This window comes from Pseudomonas sp. GYB4201 (assembly GCF_056312595.1).
Map to the genome: position 1 here is coordinate 1 of NZ_JBWGIG010000026.1, position 15,947 is coordinate 15,947.

General features: G+C 66.9%; 14 protein-coding genes. 5 read left to right on the plus strand and 9 right to left on the minus strand.

Features of this window, described 5'->3' with window-relative positions; genetic code table 11:
• Nucleotides 1-173: 173 nt before the first annotated feature.
• Nucleotides 174-1,361, minus strand: coding sequence for a XylR family transcriptional regulator (locus AC0Z2B_RS22085; RefSeq protein WP_476299417.1), 1,188 nt, complete (start codon nt 1,359-1,361; stop codon nt 174-176).
• A 152-nt stretch (nt 1,362-1,513) separates the two neighbouring features.
• On the opposite strand from AC0Z2B_RS22085, the gene xylA reads away from it, so the two are divergent.
• The 4 genes from xylA to AC0Z2B_RS22105 all read left to right on the plus strand — a co-directional run bounded on the left by xylA (nt 1,514) and on the right by AC0Z2B_RS22105 (nt 6,720).
• Nucleotides 1,514-2,830: a xylose isomerase gene (gene xylA / locus AC0Z2B_RS22090; protein WP_476299419.1), complete on the plus strand. Its 1,317-nt coding sequence runs from the start codon at nt 1,514-1,516 to the stop codon at nt 2,828-2,830.
• 108 nt (nt 2,831-2,938) lie between these two features.
• Complete coding sequence (gene xylF, locus AC0Z2B_RS22095; RefSeq protein ID WP_416423985.1) at nt 2,939-3,940, plus strand: D-xylose ABC transporter substrate-binding protein; 1,002 nt, start codon at nt 2,939-2,941, stop codon at nt 3,938-3,940.
• Nucleotides 3,941-4,026: 86 nt separating this feature from the next.
• A complete protein-coding gene (gene xylG / locus AC0Z2B_RS22100; RefSeq protein WP_476299421.1) occupies nt 4,027-5,583 on the plus strand; it encodes a D-xylose ABC transporter ATP-binding protein in 1,557 nt (518 codons plus the stop codon).
• Nucleotides 5,584-6,720, plus strand: a complete 1,137-nt coding sequence (locus AC0Z2B_RS22105) for a sugar ABC transporter permease (RefSeq protein WP_416423983.1) — start codon at nt 5,584-5,586, stop codon at nt 6,718-6,720.
• A 4-nt stretch (nt 6,721-6,724) separates the two neighbouring features.
• Here AC0Z2B_RS22105 and AC0Z2B_RS22110 read toward each other — a convergent pair whose 3' ends face one another.
• The 8 genes from AC0Z2B_RS22110 to AC0Z2B_RS22145 all read right to left on the minus strand — a co-directional run bounded on the left by AC0Z2B_RS22110 (nt 6,725) and on the right by AC0Z2B_RS22145 (nt 13,893).
• Nucleotides 6,725-7,195, minus strand: coding sequence for a GNAT family N-acetyltransferase (locus AC0Z2B_RS22110; RefSeq protein ID WP_476299423.1), 471 nt, complete (start codon nt 7,193-7,195; stop codon nt 6,725-6,727).
• Nucleotides 7,196-7,254: 59 nt separating this feature from the next.
• Entirely contained in the window at nt 7,255-7,890 is a 636-nt protein-coding gene (locus AC0Z2B_RS22115) for a TetR/AcrR family transcriptional regulator (protein WP_476299425.1), read from the minus strand.
• A gap of 90 nt (nt 7,891-7,980) precedes the next feature.
• Nucleotides 7,981-9,150 (minus strand): OmpP1/FadL family transporter, encoded by a 1,170-nt coding sequence (locus tag AC0Z2B_RS22120; RefSeq protein ID WP_476299427.1) that lies wholly within the window; start codon nt 9,148-9,150, stop codon nt 7,981-7,983.
• Between the two features lie 63 nt (nt 9,151-9,213).
• The gene (gene kce / locus AC0Z2B_RS22125; protein ID WP_473006476.1) at nt 9,214-10,149 is read right to left on the minus strand and encodes a 3,5-dioxohexanoate:acetyl-CoA acetone transferase; all 936 of its coding nucleotides are present in this window, start codon (nt 10,147-10,149) and stop codon (nt 9,214-9,216) included.
• A gap of 58 nt (nt 10,150-10,207) precedes the next feature.
• Nucleotides 10,208-11,074 carry a fumarylacetoacetate hydrolase family protein gene (locus AC0Z2B_RS22130; RefSeq protein WP_476299429.1) on the minus strand — a complete coding sequence of 289 codons (867 nt, stop codon included), beginning with the start codon at nt 11,072-11,074 and terminating at the stop codon, nt 10,208-10,210.
• A 24-nt stretch (nt 11,075-11,098) separates the two neighbouring features.
• Nucleotides 11,099-12,028 (minus strand): VOC family protein, encoded by a 930-nt coding sequence (locus AC0Z2B_RS22135; RefSeq protein ID WP_476299431.1) that lies wholly within the window; start codon nt 12,026-12,028, stop codon nt 11,099-11,101.
• 96 nt (nt 12,029-12,124) lie between these two features.
• Nucleotides 12,125-12,634, minus strand: a complete 510-nt coding sequence (locus AC0Z2B_RS22140) for a flavin reductase family protein (RefSeq protein ID WP_476299433.1) — start codon at nt 12,632-12,634, stop codon at nt 12,125-12,127.
• Nucleotides 12,635-12,666: 32 nt separating this feature from the next.
• Nucleotides 12,667-13,893 carry an acyl-CoA dehydrogenase family protein gene (locus AC0Z2B_RS22145; RefSeq protein WP_476299435.1) on the minus strand — a complete coding sequence of 409 codons (1,227 nt, stop codon included), beginning with the start codon at nt 13,891-13,893 and terminating at the stop codon, nt 12,667-12,669.
• A gap of 177 nt (nt 13,894-14,070) precedes the next feature.
• Here AC0Z2B_RS22145 and AC0Z2B_RS22150 point away from each other — a divergent pair, with 177 nt between their 5' ends.
• Nucleotides 14,071-15,843, plus strand: coding sequence for an acyl-CoA dehydrogenase C-terminal domain-containing protein (locus AC0Z2B_RS22150; RefSeq protein WP_476299437.1), 1,773 nt, complete (start codon nt 14,071-14,073; stop codon nt 15,841-15,843).
• Nucleotides 15,844-15,947: the final 104 nt, after the last annotated feature.

Genomic DNA, 15,947 nt, shown 5'->3' on the forward strand with positions numbered 1-15,947 from the left:
TACCACGTTGCCGCCGCTGACACCCCGTCGCGTAGCCGCTGCCGCCGCTGACACCCCTGCCGCGTAGCCGCTTCCGGAGGCTGGGCTGGGCCCACTCCACGCTGGAGATTTCCAGTGTTCACGCAGGCCCGCGCAGCCTGGCGGCAGCGGCTACAGCGGTGATTCAGGCCGCGTCAGGCGGTATCCACGGTTTTAAGGCGCTGATATTGGCGCGGGGTGCAGCCGTACTCACGGCGAAACACCGTGTGCAGGTACTGCGCCGAGGTGAACCCGCAACGCCTGGCGATCTCGGCGATCGCCACCGCGCCGTCCTGCAACTGGCTGGCCGCCGCTGCCAGCCGGAAGCGCAGTATCTCGTCGTGCACCGTGCAGCCCCGGGCCTTGCGGAAGTGCGACTCCAGCGACGAACGCGACACCCCCACATACCCCGCCACCTGCGCCGTCTTGATGCCCTGGCAGGCGTACTGCCGAATGAAATGCAGCGCCTGCATCACATAAGGGTTGTCCAGCGGCTGGTGCAGGCTGGACGCCTGGACGTTGACCGCGTCGGGCGGCACCAGAATCTGCTGCGCCGTCGACGGCATGCCATGGAGCATCTGGTGCAGCAGGTGCGCGGCGGTGCGGCCCATGGTTTCCGTGCCCTGGATCACCGAACTGAGCGGCACCCGGGTCAGGCTGCGGGTCAGCGGGTCGTTGTCGATACCAATCAGCGCCACCTGCCCCGGCACCGCGATGCCGGCGGTCAGGCACGCCTGCAGCAGCTGGCGGGCGCGGGCGTCGGTAACCGCAATGATGCCGATGGGCTTGGGCAGGCTGTGCAGCCAGGCAATCTGCTGCTCCACAGCGCTGTCCCACAGTGGCGCGCTGGTGCCCAGGCCGCGGTACACCTCGGCGTGCAGGCCATCACGGCGCATCAGCTGGCGAAACGCCGTTTCCCGTTCCTGGGCCCAGCGGTTGGCCTGGGCCGGCGGCAGGCTGAAGCAGGCAAAGCGCGTCAGCCCGGCCTCGATCAGGTGGTCGTAGGCCAGCTTGATCAGCGCCGCGTTGTCGGTGGCCACGTAGGGGATGTGCCGCGGGTAGGCGCTGGCGTCCTGGTACGAGCCGCCCACCGCCACCACCGGCAGGCGGCTGTGGGCCAGGGCCTCGCCGATCTGCGGGTCGTCGAAGTCGGCGATGATGCCGTCGCCCTGCCAGCGCTCGATGCCGTTCAGCCGGCACAGGAAGTCTTCCTCCAGGAACAGGTCCCAGGACGCGCGGGTGCTGCTCAGGTAGTTGCCGATGCCGCTGATGATGCCGCGGTCATAGACCTTGCTGCCGTTGAACAGCAGCGCGATACGGTGGGCAGGAGGCAGGTTTTTCATTGTTGTTGTCCTTGGCCAGTGCTTCCAGCCTAGGCCGGTACCGCCAGAAGCTCAACGCAAAATCGCACTGCCTGTTGGTGATTTTCATGATCGGCGCAGGCCGGGGCCTCGCTACCATCAGCACACCGCCAAGAACAACAAAGGAAACGCGAATGTCCTACTTCCCCGCTGTCGACAAGATTCGCTACGAGGGCCCGGCCAGCGAGTCGCCCCTTGCCTTCCGCCATTACGACGCCGACGCGCTGGTGCTGGGCAAGCCCATGCGCGAGCACCTGCGCATGGCCGCCTGCTACTGGCACAGCTTCGTCTGGCCGGGCCTGGACATGTTCGGCGTGGGCACCTTCAACCGCCCGTGGCAGCAGGTGGCCGACCCCATGGAGATGGCCATCGCCAAGGCCGAGGCCGCGTTCGAGTTCTTCACCAAGCTGGGCATCGACTACTACAGCTTCCACGACACCGACGTGGCCCCCGAAGGCAAATCGCTTGCGCAGTACCGCAACAACTTCGCGCACATGGTCGACCGCCTCGAACGCCACCAGCAGGACACCGGCATCCAGCTGCTGTGGGGCACCGCCAACTGCTTCAGCAACCCGCGCTTCGCCGCCGGCGCCGCCAGCAACCCCGACCCCGAGGTGTTCGCCGTGGCCGCCGCCCAGGTGTTCAGCGCCATGAACGCCACCCAGCGGCTCAAGGGCGCCAACTACGTGCTGTGGGGCGGCCGCGAGGGCTACGAGACCCTGCTCAACACCGACCTGAAACGCGAGCGCGAGCAACTGGGCCGCTTCATGACCATGGTGGTGGAACACAAGCACCGCATCGGCTTCCGTGGCGACCTGCTGATCGAACCCAAGCCCCAGGAACCCACCAAGCACCAGTACGACTACGACAGCGCCACGGTGTTCGGCTTCCTGCAGCAGTACGGCCTGGAGAAGGAGATCAAGGTCAACATCGAGGCCAACCACGCCACCCTCGCCGGCCACAGCTTCCACCACGAGATCGCCACCGCGGTCTCGCTGGGCATCTTCGGCAGCATCGACGCCAACCGCGGCGACCCGCAGAACGGCTGGGACACCGACCAGTTCCCCAACAGCGTCGAGGAAATGACCCTGGCCACCTACGAGATCCTCAAGGCCGGCGGCTTCCGCACCGGCGGCTTCAATTTCGATTCCAAAGTGCGCCGCCAGAGCGTCGACGATACCGACCTGTTCCACGGCCACGTGGCCGCCATGGACGTGCTGGCCCTGGCGCTGAAGCGCGCCGCCGCCATGGTCGAGAACGACCAGCTGCAGCGTTTCAAGGACCAGCGCTACGCCGGCTGGCGCCAGCCCTTCGGCCAGGCAGTGCTGGCGGGTGAGTTCAGCCTGCAGGCGCTGGCCGAGCATGCCTTCGACAACAACCTCGATCCCCAGGCCGTCAGCGGCCGCCAGGAGCTGCTGGAGGGCGTGGTCAACCGCTTTATCTACCCCTGAGGGCGGCGGTTACATTCGCGCGACAATTCTCTGCGCGCGGGTATCAATCACGCTCTACAGTTTCAGGCGACAAGTAGTGTCTCAAACAACAATAAAAGGACGCCCAGCATGAAATCGTTAAAACGTACGCTATTGGCCAGTGCCCTCGCCCTGCTCTCGCTGCCGGTGATGGCCGACGCCGCCCACCCCAAGATCGGCTTTTCCATCGACGACCTGCGCCTGGAGCGCTGGGCCCGCGACCGTGACTACTTCGTGGCGGCGGCGGAGAAGATGGACGCCAAGGTCTACGTGCAATCGGCCGACGCCAACGAGCAGAAGCAGATCTCGCAGATCGAAAACCTCATCTCCCGCGGCGTCGACGTCATCGTCATCGTGCCCTTCAACGCCACTGTGCTGACCAATGCCGTGGCCGAGGCGAAGAAGGCCGGGATCAAGGTGGTGTCCTATGACCGGCTGATCCTCAACGCCGACATCGACGCCTACATTTCCTTCGACAACGAAAAGGTCGGCGAGATGCAGGCCAACGGCGTGCTGCAGGCGGCGCCCAAGGGCAATTACTTCCTGCTGGGCGGCGCGCCCACCGACAACAACGCGAAGATTCTGCGTGAAGGCCAGATGAAAGTGCTGCAGCCGGCCATCGACAAGGGCGACATCAAGATTGTCGGCCAGCAGTGGGTGAAGGAATGGAACCCCACCGAGGCCCTGAGCATTGTCGAGAACGCCCTGACCCGCAACGGCAACAAGATCGACGGTATCGTCGCCTCCAACGACGCCACCGCCGGCGGCGCGATCCAGGCGCTGGCCGCGCAGAAGCTGGCCGGCAAGGTGCCGATCTCGGGCCAGGACGCGGACCTTGCGGCCGTGAAACGCGTGCTCGATGGCACCCAGACCATGACCGTGTACAAGCCGCTGAAGCTGATTGCCTCGGAAGCCGCCAAGCTCTCGGTGCAACTGGCCCGCAGCGAGAAACCCACCTACACCTCGCAGTACGACAACGGCAGCAAGAAGGTCGACACCATCCTGCTCACCCCTACCCCGCTGACCAAGGACAACATCGACCTGCTGGAGAAGGACGGGTTCTACAGCAAGGCGCAAATCGCCGGGCAGTGATAACCCGTGACGCGGCCTGTGGCCGCTGCTACGCCCGTAGCAGCGGCCGCAGGCCGCGTCCCTCCCCCTTCGTCGAGCCCGCAGTCATGTCCCAATTCCTTCTGCAAATGAACGGCATCGTCAAAAGCTTTGGCGGTGTGAAAGCCCTCAACGGCATCGATATCCAGGTCAGGCCCGGCGAGTGCGTGGGCCTGTGTGGCGAGAACGGCGCCGGCAAATCCACGCTGATGAAGGTGCTGTCGGCGGTGTACCCCCACGGCACCTGGGAGGGCGAGATCCTCTGGGACGGCCAGCCGCTGCGCGCGCAGTCCATCAGCGAGACCGAGGCCGCCGGCATCGTCATCATCCACCAGGAGCTGACCCTGGTGCCCGACCTGTCGGTGGCCGAGAACATCTTCATGGGCCACGAACTGACCCTGCCCGGCGGGCGCATGAACTACCCGGCCATGATCCACCGCGCCGAGGCGCTGATGCGCGAGCTGAAGGTGCCGGACATGAACGTGTCGTTGCCGGTGTCGCAGTATGGCGGCGGCTACCAGCAGCTGGTGGAGATCGCCAAGGCGCTGAACAAGCAGGCGCGCCTGCTGATTCTCGACGAGCCCTCCTCGGCGCTGACCCGCTCGGAAATCGAGGTGCTGCTGGACATCATCCGCGACCTCAAGGCCAAGGGCGTGGCCTGCGTGTACATCTCGCACAAGCTCGACGAGGTGGCGGCGGTGTGCGACACCATCGCCGTGATCCGCGACGGCAAACACATCGCCACCACGGCCATGGCTGACCTCGACATCAACCAGATCATCACCCAGATGGTCGGCCGCGAGATGAGCAGCCTCTACCCCACTACGGCCCACGCCATCGGCGAGGTGATCTTCGAGGCGCGCCACTTCACCTGCTTCGACGTCGACAACCCGCGGCGCAAGCGCGTCGACGACATTTCCTTCGTGCTCAGGCGTGGCGAGATCCTCGGCATCGCCGGCCTGGTGGGTGCGGGCCGCACCGAGCTGGTGTCAGCGGTGTTCGGCGCCTACCCCGGCAATTACCACGGCGAGGTGTGGCTGGACGGCCAGCGCATCGACACCCGCACGCCGTTGAAATCCATTCGCGCGGGCCTGTGCATGGTGCCCGAGGACCGCAAGCGCCAGGGCATCATCCCCGACCTGGGGGTGGGCCAGAACATCACCCTGGCAGTGCTGGACAACTACTCGAAGCTGACCCGCATCGACGCCGAGGCCGAGCTGGGCAGCATCGACCGGGAAATCGCGCGCATGCACCTGAAGACCGCCAGCCCGTTCCTGCCCATCACCAGCCTGTCGGGTGGCAACCAGCAGAAGGCGGTGCTGGCGAAGATGCTGCTGGCCCAGCCGCGGGTGCTGATTCTCGACGAGCCCACCCGCGGCGTCGACGTGGGCGCCAAGTACGAGATCTACAAGCTGATGAGCGCCCTGGCCGCCCAGGGCGTGTCGATCATCATGGTGTCGTCGGAACTGGCCGAGGTGCTGGGGGTGTCCGACCGCGTGCTGGTGATCGGCGAAGGCCAGCTGCGCGGCGACTTCGCCAACCAGGACCTCACCCAGGAACAGGTGCTGGCCGCCGCTATCACTCAACCCCCACGCCCTGCCAACCAGAACGGGAAGTTCGCGTAGATGAACCAGGTCAAACAGTTGTTCACCCGCTATAAAATGCTCGCGCTGGTGATTGCCGTGGCCATTATCTGGCTGTTTTTCAGCTGGCAGACCGAGGGCGGCTTCGTCACCCCGCGCAACCTGTCGAACCTGCTGCGGCAGATGTCGATCACCGGCATCCTCGCCTGCGGCATGGTGCTGGTGATCATCAGCGGCGAGATCGACCTGTCGGTGGGCTCGCTGCTGGGCCTGTTGGGCGGCGTGGCGGCGATTCTCGACGTGGTCTACCACGTGCCGCTGCTGGGCAACCTGGCGCTGGTGGCGGTGTGCGGGCTGGTGATAGGCCTGGCCAACGGCTACATGACCGCCTACCTGCGCATTCCCTCGTTCATTGTCGGCCTGGGCGGCATGCTGGCGTTCCGCGGCATTTTGCTGGGGGTGACCGGCGGCACCACCATTGCGCCGGTGTCGGCGCCGCTGGTGTACGTGGGCCAGGGCTACCTGCCGCCCACCGTGGGGCTGGTGCTGGGCGTGCTGCTGTTCGCCCTGACGCTGTACCTGACCTGGCGCCAGCGCCGCAACCGCGCCCTGCACGGCCTGGCCGCGCGGCCGCTGCTGCGTGACGGCCTGCGCGTGGTGCTGATTGGCGCGGTGCTGGCGGGCTTCGTCTACACCCTCAACAGCTACGACGGCATTCCCGTGCCGGTGCTGCTGTTGCTGGTGCTGCTGGGGGTGTTCAGCTACGTCACCAGCCAGACCGTGTTCGGCCGCCGCATTTACTCGGTGGGCAGCAACATGGAGGCCACGCGGCTGTCGGGCATCAACGTGCAGGCGGTGAAACTGTGGATCTTCGGCATCATGGGGGTGATGTGCGCCCTGGCCGGGCTGGTCAACACCGCGCGGCTGGCGGCGGGCTCGCCGTCGGCGGGCAACATGGGCGAACTGGACGCCATCGCCGCCTGCTTCATCGGCGGCACCTCCATGCGCGGCGGCTCGGGCACGGTGTACGGCGCGCTGCTGGGCGCACTGGTGATCACCAGCCTGGACAACGGCATGTCGATGCTCGACGTCGACAGCTACTGGCAGATGATCGTCAAGGGCAGCATCCTGGTGCTGGCCGTGTGGGTCGACGTCAGCACCCGCAGCGGGCGGCGTTGAGCGTTTATAGCGTGAGCACGAAGCCAGTGGCGCCGGGCACGAAGCCGCAACGCTGCAGCACTGCCCGGGAGCCCAGGTTGCTGTCGTACACCTGGGCCACCAGCCGGGTCAGCTGCCAGCGCCCACGGGCCTCGTCGATCAGCCGCCGCAGCGCCAGGGTCGCCAGGCCCTGGCCGCAAGCGCGCTCGGCGATGCGGTAGCCGACTTCGGCACTGCGAGTGAGCAGGTCAATGTCCTTGAGGTTGGCGCGGCCGACGATGGCCTGCTTGGCGTCGACGATCACCAGCGGGTGCCAGGTGCCCTGGGCGAAGCCGGTGAGGTATTGATCAATGTGCGCGGCCACGCCTTCCAGGCAATAGAAGCCCGGATCCCGCGGGTCGATATGCGCCTCGAACCAGCCGCGGTTCGCGGTTTCGAAAGCCAGCAAGGCAGGTGCGTCGGTGCGTTCAAGCGGGCGAATGTCCAGGGGTTGCATCCGTGCGTCTCCAATCAAACCAATATTGCGTCGCAGCGGCCACCAGGCCGCGTCCGGGCTCACTGCAAATCAATGCTGTTGATACGCTCGATCTCTTCGCTGCCCACGCCCAGGCCGCTGAGCACGAAATGCACCATGCTTTCCACCGCCGTGGCCGGGCGCGCGCCTTCCAGGATCTGCCGCAGCAGGTAGAGCATGCCGCCCACCACGCAGTCCACGGTGGCGTCGATTTCCTTGACGTTGAACACCCCGGCGCGCTTGCCAGTTTCAAGGTCGCGGGCCAGGCGGGTGCCCATGGTCACGACCATGTCGTTGATGCTGTACACCGAGTGAATCATGAACCAGCCCCACACCGGGTCGGTGAGGCCGCGGTGGATGGTGCGGCGCATGTTCACCCCCACCACTTCGGCAATGCCGGCGTCCGGCAAGGTGGCGGCGTCCAGCAGGTCGGCCATCAGCAGGGCGTCTTCCTGGAACACCGCCCGCGCCACGTCTTCCTTGCTGCTGAAGTAGTTGTAGAAGGAGCCGAACGACAGCCCGGCCTCTTCGGTGATGTCATTGATGGCAGTGGCGTCGATGCCCTTGCTGCCCATGACCGTGCGCGCGGCGCGCAGCAGTTTGCCGCGCGTGCGCTCACGGGCCTTGTGATTGATTTTCGGCTGGGGTGCGCCGTGCTGATCGCCCTTGGCAGGCATAACCTTCCCTTAATGCAGACGTGACCGTGACGGCCCACAGGATACTCGACTCTGCGCGGCAAGACGATTATCCCCGCCAAGGGCGTTGCCCTAGAACTGCGTGCCCAGCCCCAACAGCACCTGCGAATAATGCGCTCCCAGGTTGCTGCCGGTGCTCGGCCCGGTGCCGCGTACCGTCTGCGGCAGGTGGTACTCCCAGCCCAACGACAGCGCCGTGGAGGCCGTGGCCTGCCAACTGAAGCCGCTGCTCAGGGAATTGTCGAGGATGCCCGGCGAGAAGTAATTGGCCGCCGTGTGGTCGGAGTCCACCGCCCGCGACGCCTGCTTGAAGCCGGCGCGCAGGGTCAGCGCCGGCATCGCCTGCCACGCAGCGCCCACCCGGTAGACGTTCTGGCTGCGCAGCCCGGCGCCCTGGGGGTCGTCGAGAAAGCCGACGTGGCTCCATTCGATGCGCAGGTAGTCGGCGGCCAGGGTCAGCGTCGGCGTGACATGCAGCGCCACCCCTACCCCGTACTGCTCGGGCAGGTCCAGGTGGCCACCGGCGCCCGCCAGCAGGTCGTCCTTATAGCCGTCCGCCTTGCCGAAGCGCATCTTCGGCGACCACGACGCGCCCACGCTGACCGTGCTGTTGAGGTTCCACAGCGCCCCGACGCGCGCGCCATAGCCCATGTTGGTCGACACCCCGTGGCTGGGCAGCAGGCCCAGGCTGCCGTCCGCCTGCGGCGCGACCATGCCGCGCGCCTGCAGGTGCTGCACGCCGATCAGCGCCGAGACGCCCAGGCTCAGGTCCGGGGTGACCTTGTACGCCAGAGTCGGGGCGAAGTTGAGGAACGCCACCTTGGTTTTCGCGGCCGGGAAACCCTGGCCCGGCACGGCGGCATGGTCGTAGTCCACCCCCGAGCCTACCGAGTACATCGACAGCCCCAGGCTCATGCGCTCGCTGGCCATCCAATTGATGCCGCCGCTGGGAATGGGCGCGGCCACCTTGAAATCGTCGCGGTTGTTCTCATTGCCAAAGCTTGAACGAAAGTGCGCCAGGAACAGCTGCATCCCGGCGTCGGTGCGGTTGCCGAGCATGGCCATACCCGCCGGGTTGTCGCTGGCGATCATGCTCGACTGGGGGAACGCCAGCGAGGCGCCGCCCATCTGCGCCGACTCGATGCTGGCGGAGGTGGGGATGTTGAAGTTCATGCCGTGGGCGCTGGCGCTGGCCAGCAGCGCGCCGGCCACGCACGCGGCGGCGCTTGTCTTGTGAGTCATGTGTTTACCCGCACTGATTTTATTGTTATTGGATAACGCGTTGGTAAAACGCCCCTGCCGGGGTTAGAAGGCCACGCTGTCGCGCCCTTTCAGGCCCATGATCTGCCGCGCCTCGTCCGGAGTAGCCACCTCGAAGCCCAGGGCCTCGACCACCTGGCGAATGGCGCGCACCTGCTGCGCATTGCTCTCGGCCAGCTGGCCCTTGCCCAGCCACAGGTTGTCTTCAAGGCCCACGCGCACATGGCCGCCCTGCAGCAACGCCTGGGTAGCGATGCGCGACTGCTGCGCGCCGGCGCCCAGCACCGACCAGTTGTAGGCGTCGCCGAACAGGCGGTCGGCGGTGCGCTTCATGTGGGTGATGTCCTCGGGGTGGTTGCCGATGCCGCCACGGATGCCAAACACCGACTGGATGAACAGCGGGTCCTTGACCAGCCCGCGCTGGCGGAAGTGCGCGGCGGTGTACAGGTGGCCGATGTCATAGCACTCGATCTCGAAGCGGGTGCGGTTGGCCGCGCAGGCGTCGAGAATGAAGGCGATGTCGCGGAAGGTGTTGCGGAAAATCCGCTCGTCGCTGTCGGCCAGGTACGGTCGCTCCCACGCGTGCTGGAAGCTCGAATAGCGCTCCAGCAGCTCATAGGAGCCGAAGTTCATGGTGCCCATGTTCAGCGAGGCCACCTCGGGCTGGAACTGCAGCGCCGGCGCCAGGCGTTCCTCGATGCTCATGGTCGGCGCGCCGCCGGTGGTGAGGTTCAGCACCACGTCGGACGCGCGCTTGATCACCGGCAGGAACTGCGCGAACAGCGCCGGGTCCTGGCTGGGCATACCGGTTTCGGGGTCGCGGGCGTGCAGGTGCACCACCGCAGCGCCGGCCTCGGCGGCCTCGATGGCCGAGCGAGCGATCTGCGCCGGGGTGATGGGCAGGTACGGCGACATCGACGGGGTGTGGATGGAGCCGGTGATGGCGCAGGTGATGATGACTTTGCGGTTGCTGGCAGCCATGGGGTGTTCCTTTTTATTGTCGAGGGTGAAGGCCGGCAGGCGCTGCCGGCCCGCAGGTTCAGGACGCTTCGTTGACGATGGTGTTCTCGATGTGGCCGATGCCGTCGATGGCCACGCGCACCACGTCGCCGGCCTTGAGGAAGCGCGGCGGGTCCATGCCGATGCCGACGCCGGCCGGGGTGCCAGTGATGAGAATGTCGCCCGGCTCCAGGGTCATCACCTCGCTGAGGTAGGCGATCTGCCGGGCAATGCTGTAGTTCATCAGGCGGGTGTTGGAGTCCTGGCGCACTTCGCCGTTGACGCTGAGGCGGATGCCCAGGGCCTGGGGGTCGGGGATCTCGTCGGCGGTGACGATCCACGGGCCGATGGGGCCGTGGGTGTCGAACGACTTGCCCAGGGTCCAGGTCGGGCTCTTGGCCTGCCAGTCGCGGGCGCTGACGTCGTTGGCGACGAAGTAGCCGGCCACGTGGTCAAGCGCCTCGGCCTCGCTGATGCGCCGGCCGCCCTTGCCGATCACCACGCCCAGTTCGGCCTCGTAGTCCAGGCGCTCGCAGGCGATGGGGTCGTGCACCGGGTCGTAGGGGCCGGTGATGCAGCTGATCTGCTTGCTGAACCACACCTGCGACGGCGGTATCGCCACGCCCAGGCGCCGGGCTTCGGCTTCGTGGTCCTTGTAGTTCATGCCCAGGCAGAGGAATTTGCCCGGGCGCACGAGCGGCGCCAGCAGGCGCACCTGGTCCAGGGCCAGGCTGTTGCTGTCGGTGGCCTGGATGTCGGCGGCAGCGGCCAGGGTGGCTGGCGCCAACAGCGCGGCCACGTCCAGCAGCGCATGGGGGGTGGCCAGGGCGGTGAGGTCGACGACGCGGTCGCCTTCAACCTTGCCCACGCAGGTTTTGCCGTCGTGGCTATAGCGTGCAAGTTTCATCGTGGTTGCTCCAATAAAAAGGCTTCAGGCGAGGAAATCCGGGGCCAGCGGCGGCGCCCATTGCGCCAGCGCATCGGGGTTGAGGGGGGTGTGGGTGGTGGGCGTGTGGTCGTTGACTAGGTCGCCGTCGGTCCAGTGCTCGACCTTGTTGCCGAACGGGTCGCGCCAGTAGTCGAACACCTGGCTGCCGTGCACGTGGCGGCCGATCCCCCAGGAATGGGTGTACGCCTTGGCCTGCAGGTGATGGCTGCCACAGGCCAGGTCGTCCCAGTCCAGCACCTCGAAGGCGCTGTGGTCGAAGGCCGGCGTTGCGTTGCCCAGCCCCAGCAGCGCCAGGGTGTGGTGGTCGGTGAACTGCTCGCCCAGGCCGCAGTGCAGGAACGCCGCCACGGTCTGCTCGGGGCTTGCGCCGTGGTAGCTGTCGGAGACGCGGAAGCCCAGCACGTCCTGGTAGAACGCCAGCATCGCCGGGAAGTCCACGGTCTTGAGCACCACGTGGCCCAGGCGCATCACCTGCGAGGCCTGGCCTGCCACGCGGTTGGTGCGCCCTACCCGGCGGCGCTCGCCGGCGTTGTTGAGCTGCAGCGGGCGGCGCACCGGTGCCGGCGGCACCGTCTCGCCGCCGAACAGCAGGTCGATCTGGAAGCCGTCGGGGTCACGCAGGTGCACCACGGAGCCGGCGCCCAGTTCATGGTTGAAGCTGACTTCGGTGCCCTGCTGCGCGGCCACCGCCTGCAGGTCGGCGAGGCTCTGCACCACGAACCCTGCGCCCAGGGCCTGGGCCGGGCCTTTGCTGGCCAGGTACGCCGGGTAGCCGCCGGCATGGCTGGCCATCACCAGCGCCGAGGCGCTCTGCTGGTGCACGCGCAGGCCGAAGTCTTCGAGGAAGCGCGCCTGGGTGAGGAGGTCCGGCACCTGGTAGCGCACGTAGGCAATATCGCGAACGGCAATCATCTTGTGCTCCTTGTTCTTGTAAATTCGCGGGCAAAGGGGGGCCGCACGGTGCCCGCGGGACCGTGTGGGGAAGCCGTGTTCAAAGGCTGCCGGCGGTCAGCCGACGTCGAACCAGCAGGTGGCCGGGTCCAGTGCGTGCAGCTGTTTGTAGGCGCCGGAGAAGAACAGCAACGGGCGCCCGTCCGACTCGGCCAGGCCCAGCACGTCGGCGGTGTAGATCAGGTGGTCGCCGCCCACGTGCACGGCGTTGGCGCGCACCGCCAGCTGCACCAACGCGCCGTCCAGCACCGGCACCTGCTGCACCGGCACGAAGGCCGGCGCGTGGCCCGGCTGCGGCCGGCCGCCGAAGTGGCTGCTCAGCGCTTCGTGCTCCTCGCGCAGGAAGCTGATGCCGAACGGGTCGCCCACCGCTACGCTGCTGGCGAAGCGCGACGGGTTGCGCACCGCGATCAGCACCATGGGCGGGTCCACCGACAGCGACATGAACGCGTTGGCGGTCATGCCAGCAGTGCTGCCCTCGTGCTCGAAGGTGACCACCGTGACGCCGGTGGCGAATTTGCCCATGACCCGCCGAAAGGCGCGGGCGTCGATTTGCTCAACCTGCATGTGCCTGTCTCCTGAGATGAATGACGCCGGGTTCAGATGAACGGGGTGCCGGGCGTCAGCCCACAGAGGATGCGGCCGTAGGTCTCGAAGTTGGTGTTGGGGCTGACCACGCCGTGCAGCGAAGCGATGCGCGCGTCCTGCCAGATGCGGGTCATGGGGTTGTTGACCGACGCCAGCGAGCCACCGGAGGCCGAGGCCAGCAGGTCCACCGCTTCCCAGATCAGCTTTTCGGCGTAGCCGACGTCGCGGCGGATGCGCGCGCGTTCCTGGAAGTCCATGTACTGGCCGGAGGCGGCGCTGATGTCCATGGTTGCGGCGTGGCGTTCGAGCACCGCCCGCGCCGCGTCGATCTTCGCCGACGCCTCGCCCACCTGCAGGTGGGTGATGGGCGCCTCCGACTGCTTGGCGTACCAGGAGTACTGGATGCCCCGGCGCGGCAGGGTTTCCAGGAAGGTTTCCAGCGCCGCCACGCCCAGCCCCAGGGCAGGGAACGCCAGGATGATGGCCAGCATGGGCATGCACGCGGTGCGGAACAGCGGCTCGTCGGCCAGGTGACTGGAAGCGTAGTCGCCCTCGATGGCGCGGCTCATGGAGGTCACGCGCGCGTCGGGCACGAACAGGTTAGTGACCTTGACGCTGGAACTGCCACTGCCGCAGATGCCGATCACGTTCCAGTCGTTGAGGATTTCCAGCTCATGGGCGGGGATCATCGCCGCACCCTGGTCCAGCACCTTGCCGGCGGCGTCGACGATGGGCATGCCGAGGAAGTCCCAGGTGGCGTGGTACACGCCGGAGTTGAAGCCCCACAGGCCTTCTTCAATCACGTAGCCGCCTTCCACCTTGCGCACCACCGCCTTGCGCGGCGACAGCACGCCGGTGACCCGCGCCGGCTGGTCGCCGCGGAAGATGGCGTCGCCGGTCTGCTGGTTGAACAGCGCCGCCGCGGCCCAGGTGGTGACGTTGGTCAGGGCGACGACCCAGGCCACCGAAGCGTCGGCGCGGCCCAGTTCGGCCACCACGTCGAGGAAGGTGCGCACGCTGACCGGGTCGCCGCCGTACAGGCGCGGCGTGGTCATGCTCAGCAGGCCGCCGGCTTCCAGGTCGGCAATGGTTTCAGCGGGCAAGCGGCCCAGGCGCACAGTCTCGGCGACGCGGGCCTTGAGGGTGGGAATCAGCCCGCGGGCGTAGTCGCGCAGCACAGTGCTGCGGTCCTGGCCAGTGGCGGCGTGCGGGCGTGCAGCGGGATCAATCGCGTTCATGGTGTCGTCCTGTTTGTCTTTGTTGTTGTCCGCTCGTACCCAGTGGAAGGGGCCGGGTCGAGCACTATTGATATAGTCATCATTTTTGATAGAGTCATCAATAGTTTTTTTGAGCGATTTTTCAAACCGCTCTGCCACATGCTTCCCCCCTAACAATCACAAGAGGTTTTACCCGCCATGCCCGCCTACACCGCCCCGCTGAAAGACCTGCGTTTCGTGCTGCACGATGTATTCGAAGGCCCCGCGCTGTGGGCACGCCTGCCTGGCCTGGCCGAGACGGTGGACGCCGACACCGCCGACGCGGTGCTTGAGGAGGCGGCGAAGATCAGCGCCGGCATCCTCGCGCCGCTCAACCGCAGCGGCGACGAGGAAGGCGCGCGCTGGGAGGACGGCCAGGTGCACACCCCGGCTGGCTTCCAGCAGGCCTACGCCACCTACAGTGGCGGCGGCTGGGTGGGCTTGAGCGGCAACCCGGCCTGGGGCGGCATGGGCATGCCGAAGATGCTGGCGGTGCAGTTCGAGGAGATGCTGTACGCGGCCAACTCCAGCCTGGCGCTGTACTCGGTGCTCAGCGCCGGCGCCTGCCTGGCCATCGACGTGCACGCCAGCGAGGCGCTCAAGGCCACCTACCTGCCGGCCATGTACGAAGGGCGCTGGGCCGGGTCCATGTGCCTGACCGAGGCCCATGCCGGCACCGACTTGGGGCTGATCCGCACCCGTGCCGTGCCGGCCGGTGGCGACGCTTATGCCATCAGCGGCAGCAAGATCTTCATCACCGGTGGCGAACAGGACCTCACCGAGAACATCATCCACCTGGTGCTGGCCCGCCTGCCCGACGCGCCGGCCGGGCCCAAGGGCATCTCCCTGTTCCTGGTGCCCAAGCGGCTGGTCAATGCCGATGGCAGCCTGGGCCCGGCCAACGCCGTGGGTTGTGGTTCCATCGAGCACAAGATGGGCATCAAGGCCTCGTCCACCTGCGTGATGAACTTCGACGGCGCCACCGGCTGGCTGGTGGGCGAGGCGCACAAGGGCCTGGCGGCGATGTTTACGATGATGAACTACGAGCGCCTGTCCATCGGCCTGCAGGGCATCGGCTGTGCCGAGGCTTCCTGGCAGAACGCCGTGGCCTACGCCCGCGACCGCCTGCAAGGCCGTGCGGCAGCAGGTGTGCAAGCGCCGCAGAAGGCCGCCGACCCGATCATCGTCCACGGTGACGTGCGGCGCATGCTGCTGACCATGAAGGCCATGACCGAAGGCGGCCGCGCGTTCGCCTGCTACGTGGGCCAGCAGCTGGACCTGGCCAAGCACGCCCCCGACGCCGCCGAGCGCGACCGCGCCCAGGCGCTGGTGGCGCTGCTGACGCCGGTGGCCAAGGCCTTCTTCACCGACACCGGGCTTGAGAGCTGCATCCACGGCCAGCAGGTGTTCGGTGGCCACGGCTACATTCGCGAATGGGGCCAGGAACAACTGGTACGCGACGTGCGCATCGCGCAGATCTACGAAGGCACCAACGGCATCCAGGCCCTGGACCTGCTGGGGCGCAAGGTGATCGCCAATGGTGGCGAGGCGTTGCGGATCTTTACCGATGAAATTCGCGCGTACGCCGCCCTGCCCGGCTGCCCGCATGCGCAGACCCTGCTGGATGCGCTGCAGCGGTTGGAGGAAGTGGGGAGTTGGCTGCTGGACCAGGCGGCGGTGGATGCGAATGCCATCAGCTGCGCCTGCGTGGACTATCTGCACCTGTTCGGCTACGTGGCCTATGCCTACATGTGGGCGCGAATGGCAAGGGTGGCGACACTCAAGCGCGCCGAAGACGAGGCCTTCCACGGCGCCAAGCTGGCCACCGCCGGTTTTTATTTCGCCAAGCTGCTGCCGCGCGTCCTCAGCCTGGAGGCCGCGATAGGCGCGGGCAGCGACGCGCTTTACCAGATCCAGGCGGAAGATTTCTGAGCCCCCGGACGCCGCGCAAATCCCCGTAGCAGCGGCCATAGGCCGCGTCACCGACGCGGTGGTGTACCTGACTCACCGCGTGAAGCGGACGCAGATCCCCGTAC

Excerpts from the sequence above, each read along its gene's own strand:
- AC0Z2B_RS22085 (WP_476299417.1), bottom strand. The coding sequence starts at position 1,361 with ATGAAAAACCTGCCTCCTGCCCACCGTATCGCGCTGCTGTTCAACGGC.
- xylF (WP_416423985.1), top strand. The coding sequence starts at position 2,939 with ATGAAATCGTTAAAACGTACGCTATTGGCCAGTGCCCTCGCCCTGCTC.
- AC0Z2B_RS22130 (WP_476299429.1), bottom strand. The coding sequence starts at position 11,074 with ATGAAACTTGCACGCTATAGCCACGACGGCAAAACCTGCGTGGGCAAG.
- AC0Z2B_RS22105 (WP_416423983.1), top strand. The coding sequence starts at position 5,584 with ATGAACCAGGTCAAACAGTTGTTCACCCGCTATAAAATGCTCGCGCTG.
- AC0Z2B_RS22110 (WP_476299423.1), bottom strand. The coding sequence starts at position 7,195 with ATGCAACCCCTGGACATTCGCCCGCTTGAACGCACCGACGCACCTGCC.
- AC0Z2B_RS22120 (WP_476299427.1), bottom strand. The coding sequence starts at position 9,150 with ATGACTCACAAGACAAGCGCCGCCGCGTGCGTGGCCGGCGCGCTGCTG.
- AC0Z2B_RS22115 (WP_476299425.1), bottom strand. The coding sequence starts at position 7,890 with ATGCCTGCCAAGGGCGATCAGCACGGCGCACCCCAGCCGAAAATCAAT.
- AC0Z2B_RS22150 (WP_476299437.1), top strand. The coding sequence starts at position 14,071 with ATGCCCGCCTACACCGCCCCGCTGAAAGACCTGCGTTTCGTGCTGCAC.
- AC0Z2B_RS22140 (WP_476299433.1), bottom strand. The coding sequence starts at position 12,634 with ATGCAGGTTGAGCAAATCGACGCCCGCGCCTTTCGGCGGGTCATGGGC.
- AC0Z2B_RS22145 (WP_476299435.1), bottom strand. The coding sequence starts at position 13,893 with ATGAACGCGATTGATCCCGCTGCACGCCCGCACGCCGCCACTGGCCAG.
- xylA (WP_476299419.1), top strand. The coding sequence starts at position 1,514 with ATGTCCTACTTCCCCGCTGTCGACAAGATTCGCTACGAGGGCCCGGCC.
- xylG (WP_476299421.1), top strand. The coding sequence starts at position 4,027 with ATGTCCCAATTCCTTCTGCAAATGAACGGCATCGTCAAAAGCTTTGGC.
- kce (WP_473006476.1), bottom strand. The coding sequence starts at position 10,149 with ATGGCTGCCAGCAACCGCAAAGTCATCATCACCTGCGCCATCACCGGC.
- AC0Z2B_RS22135 (WP_476299431.1), bottom strand. The coding sequence starts at position 12,028 with ATGATTGCCGTTCGCGATATTGCCTACGTGCGCTACCAGGTGCCGGAC.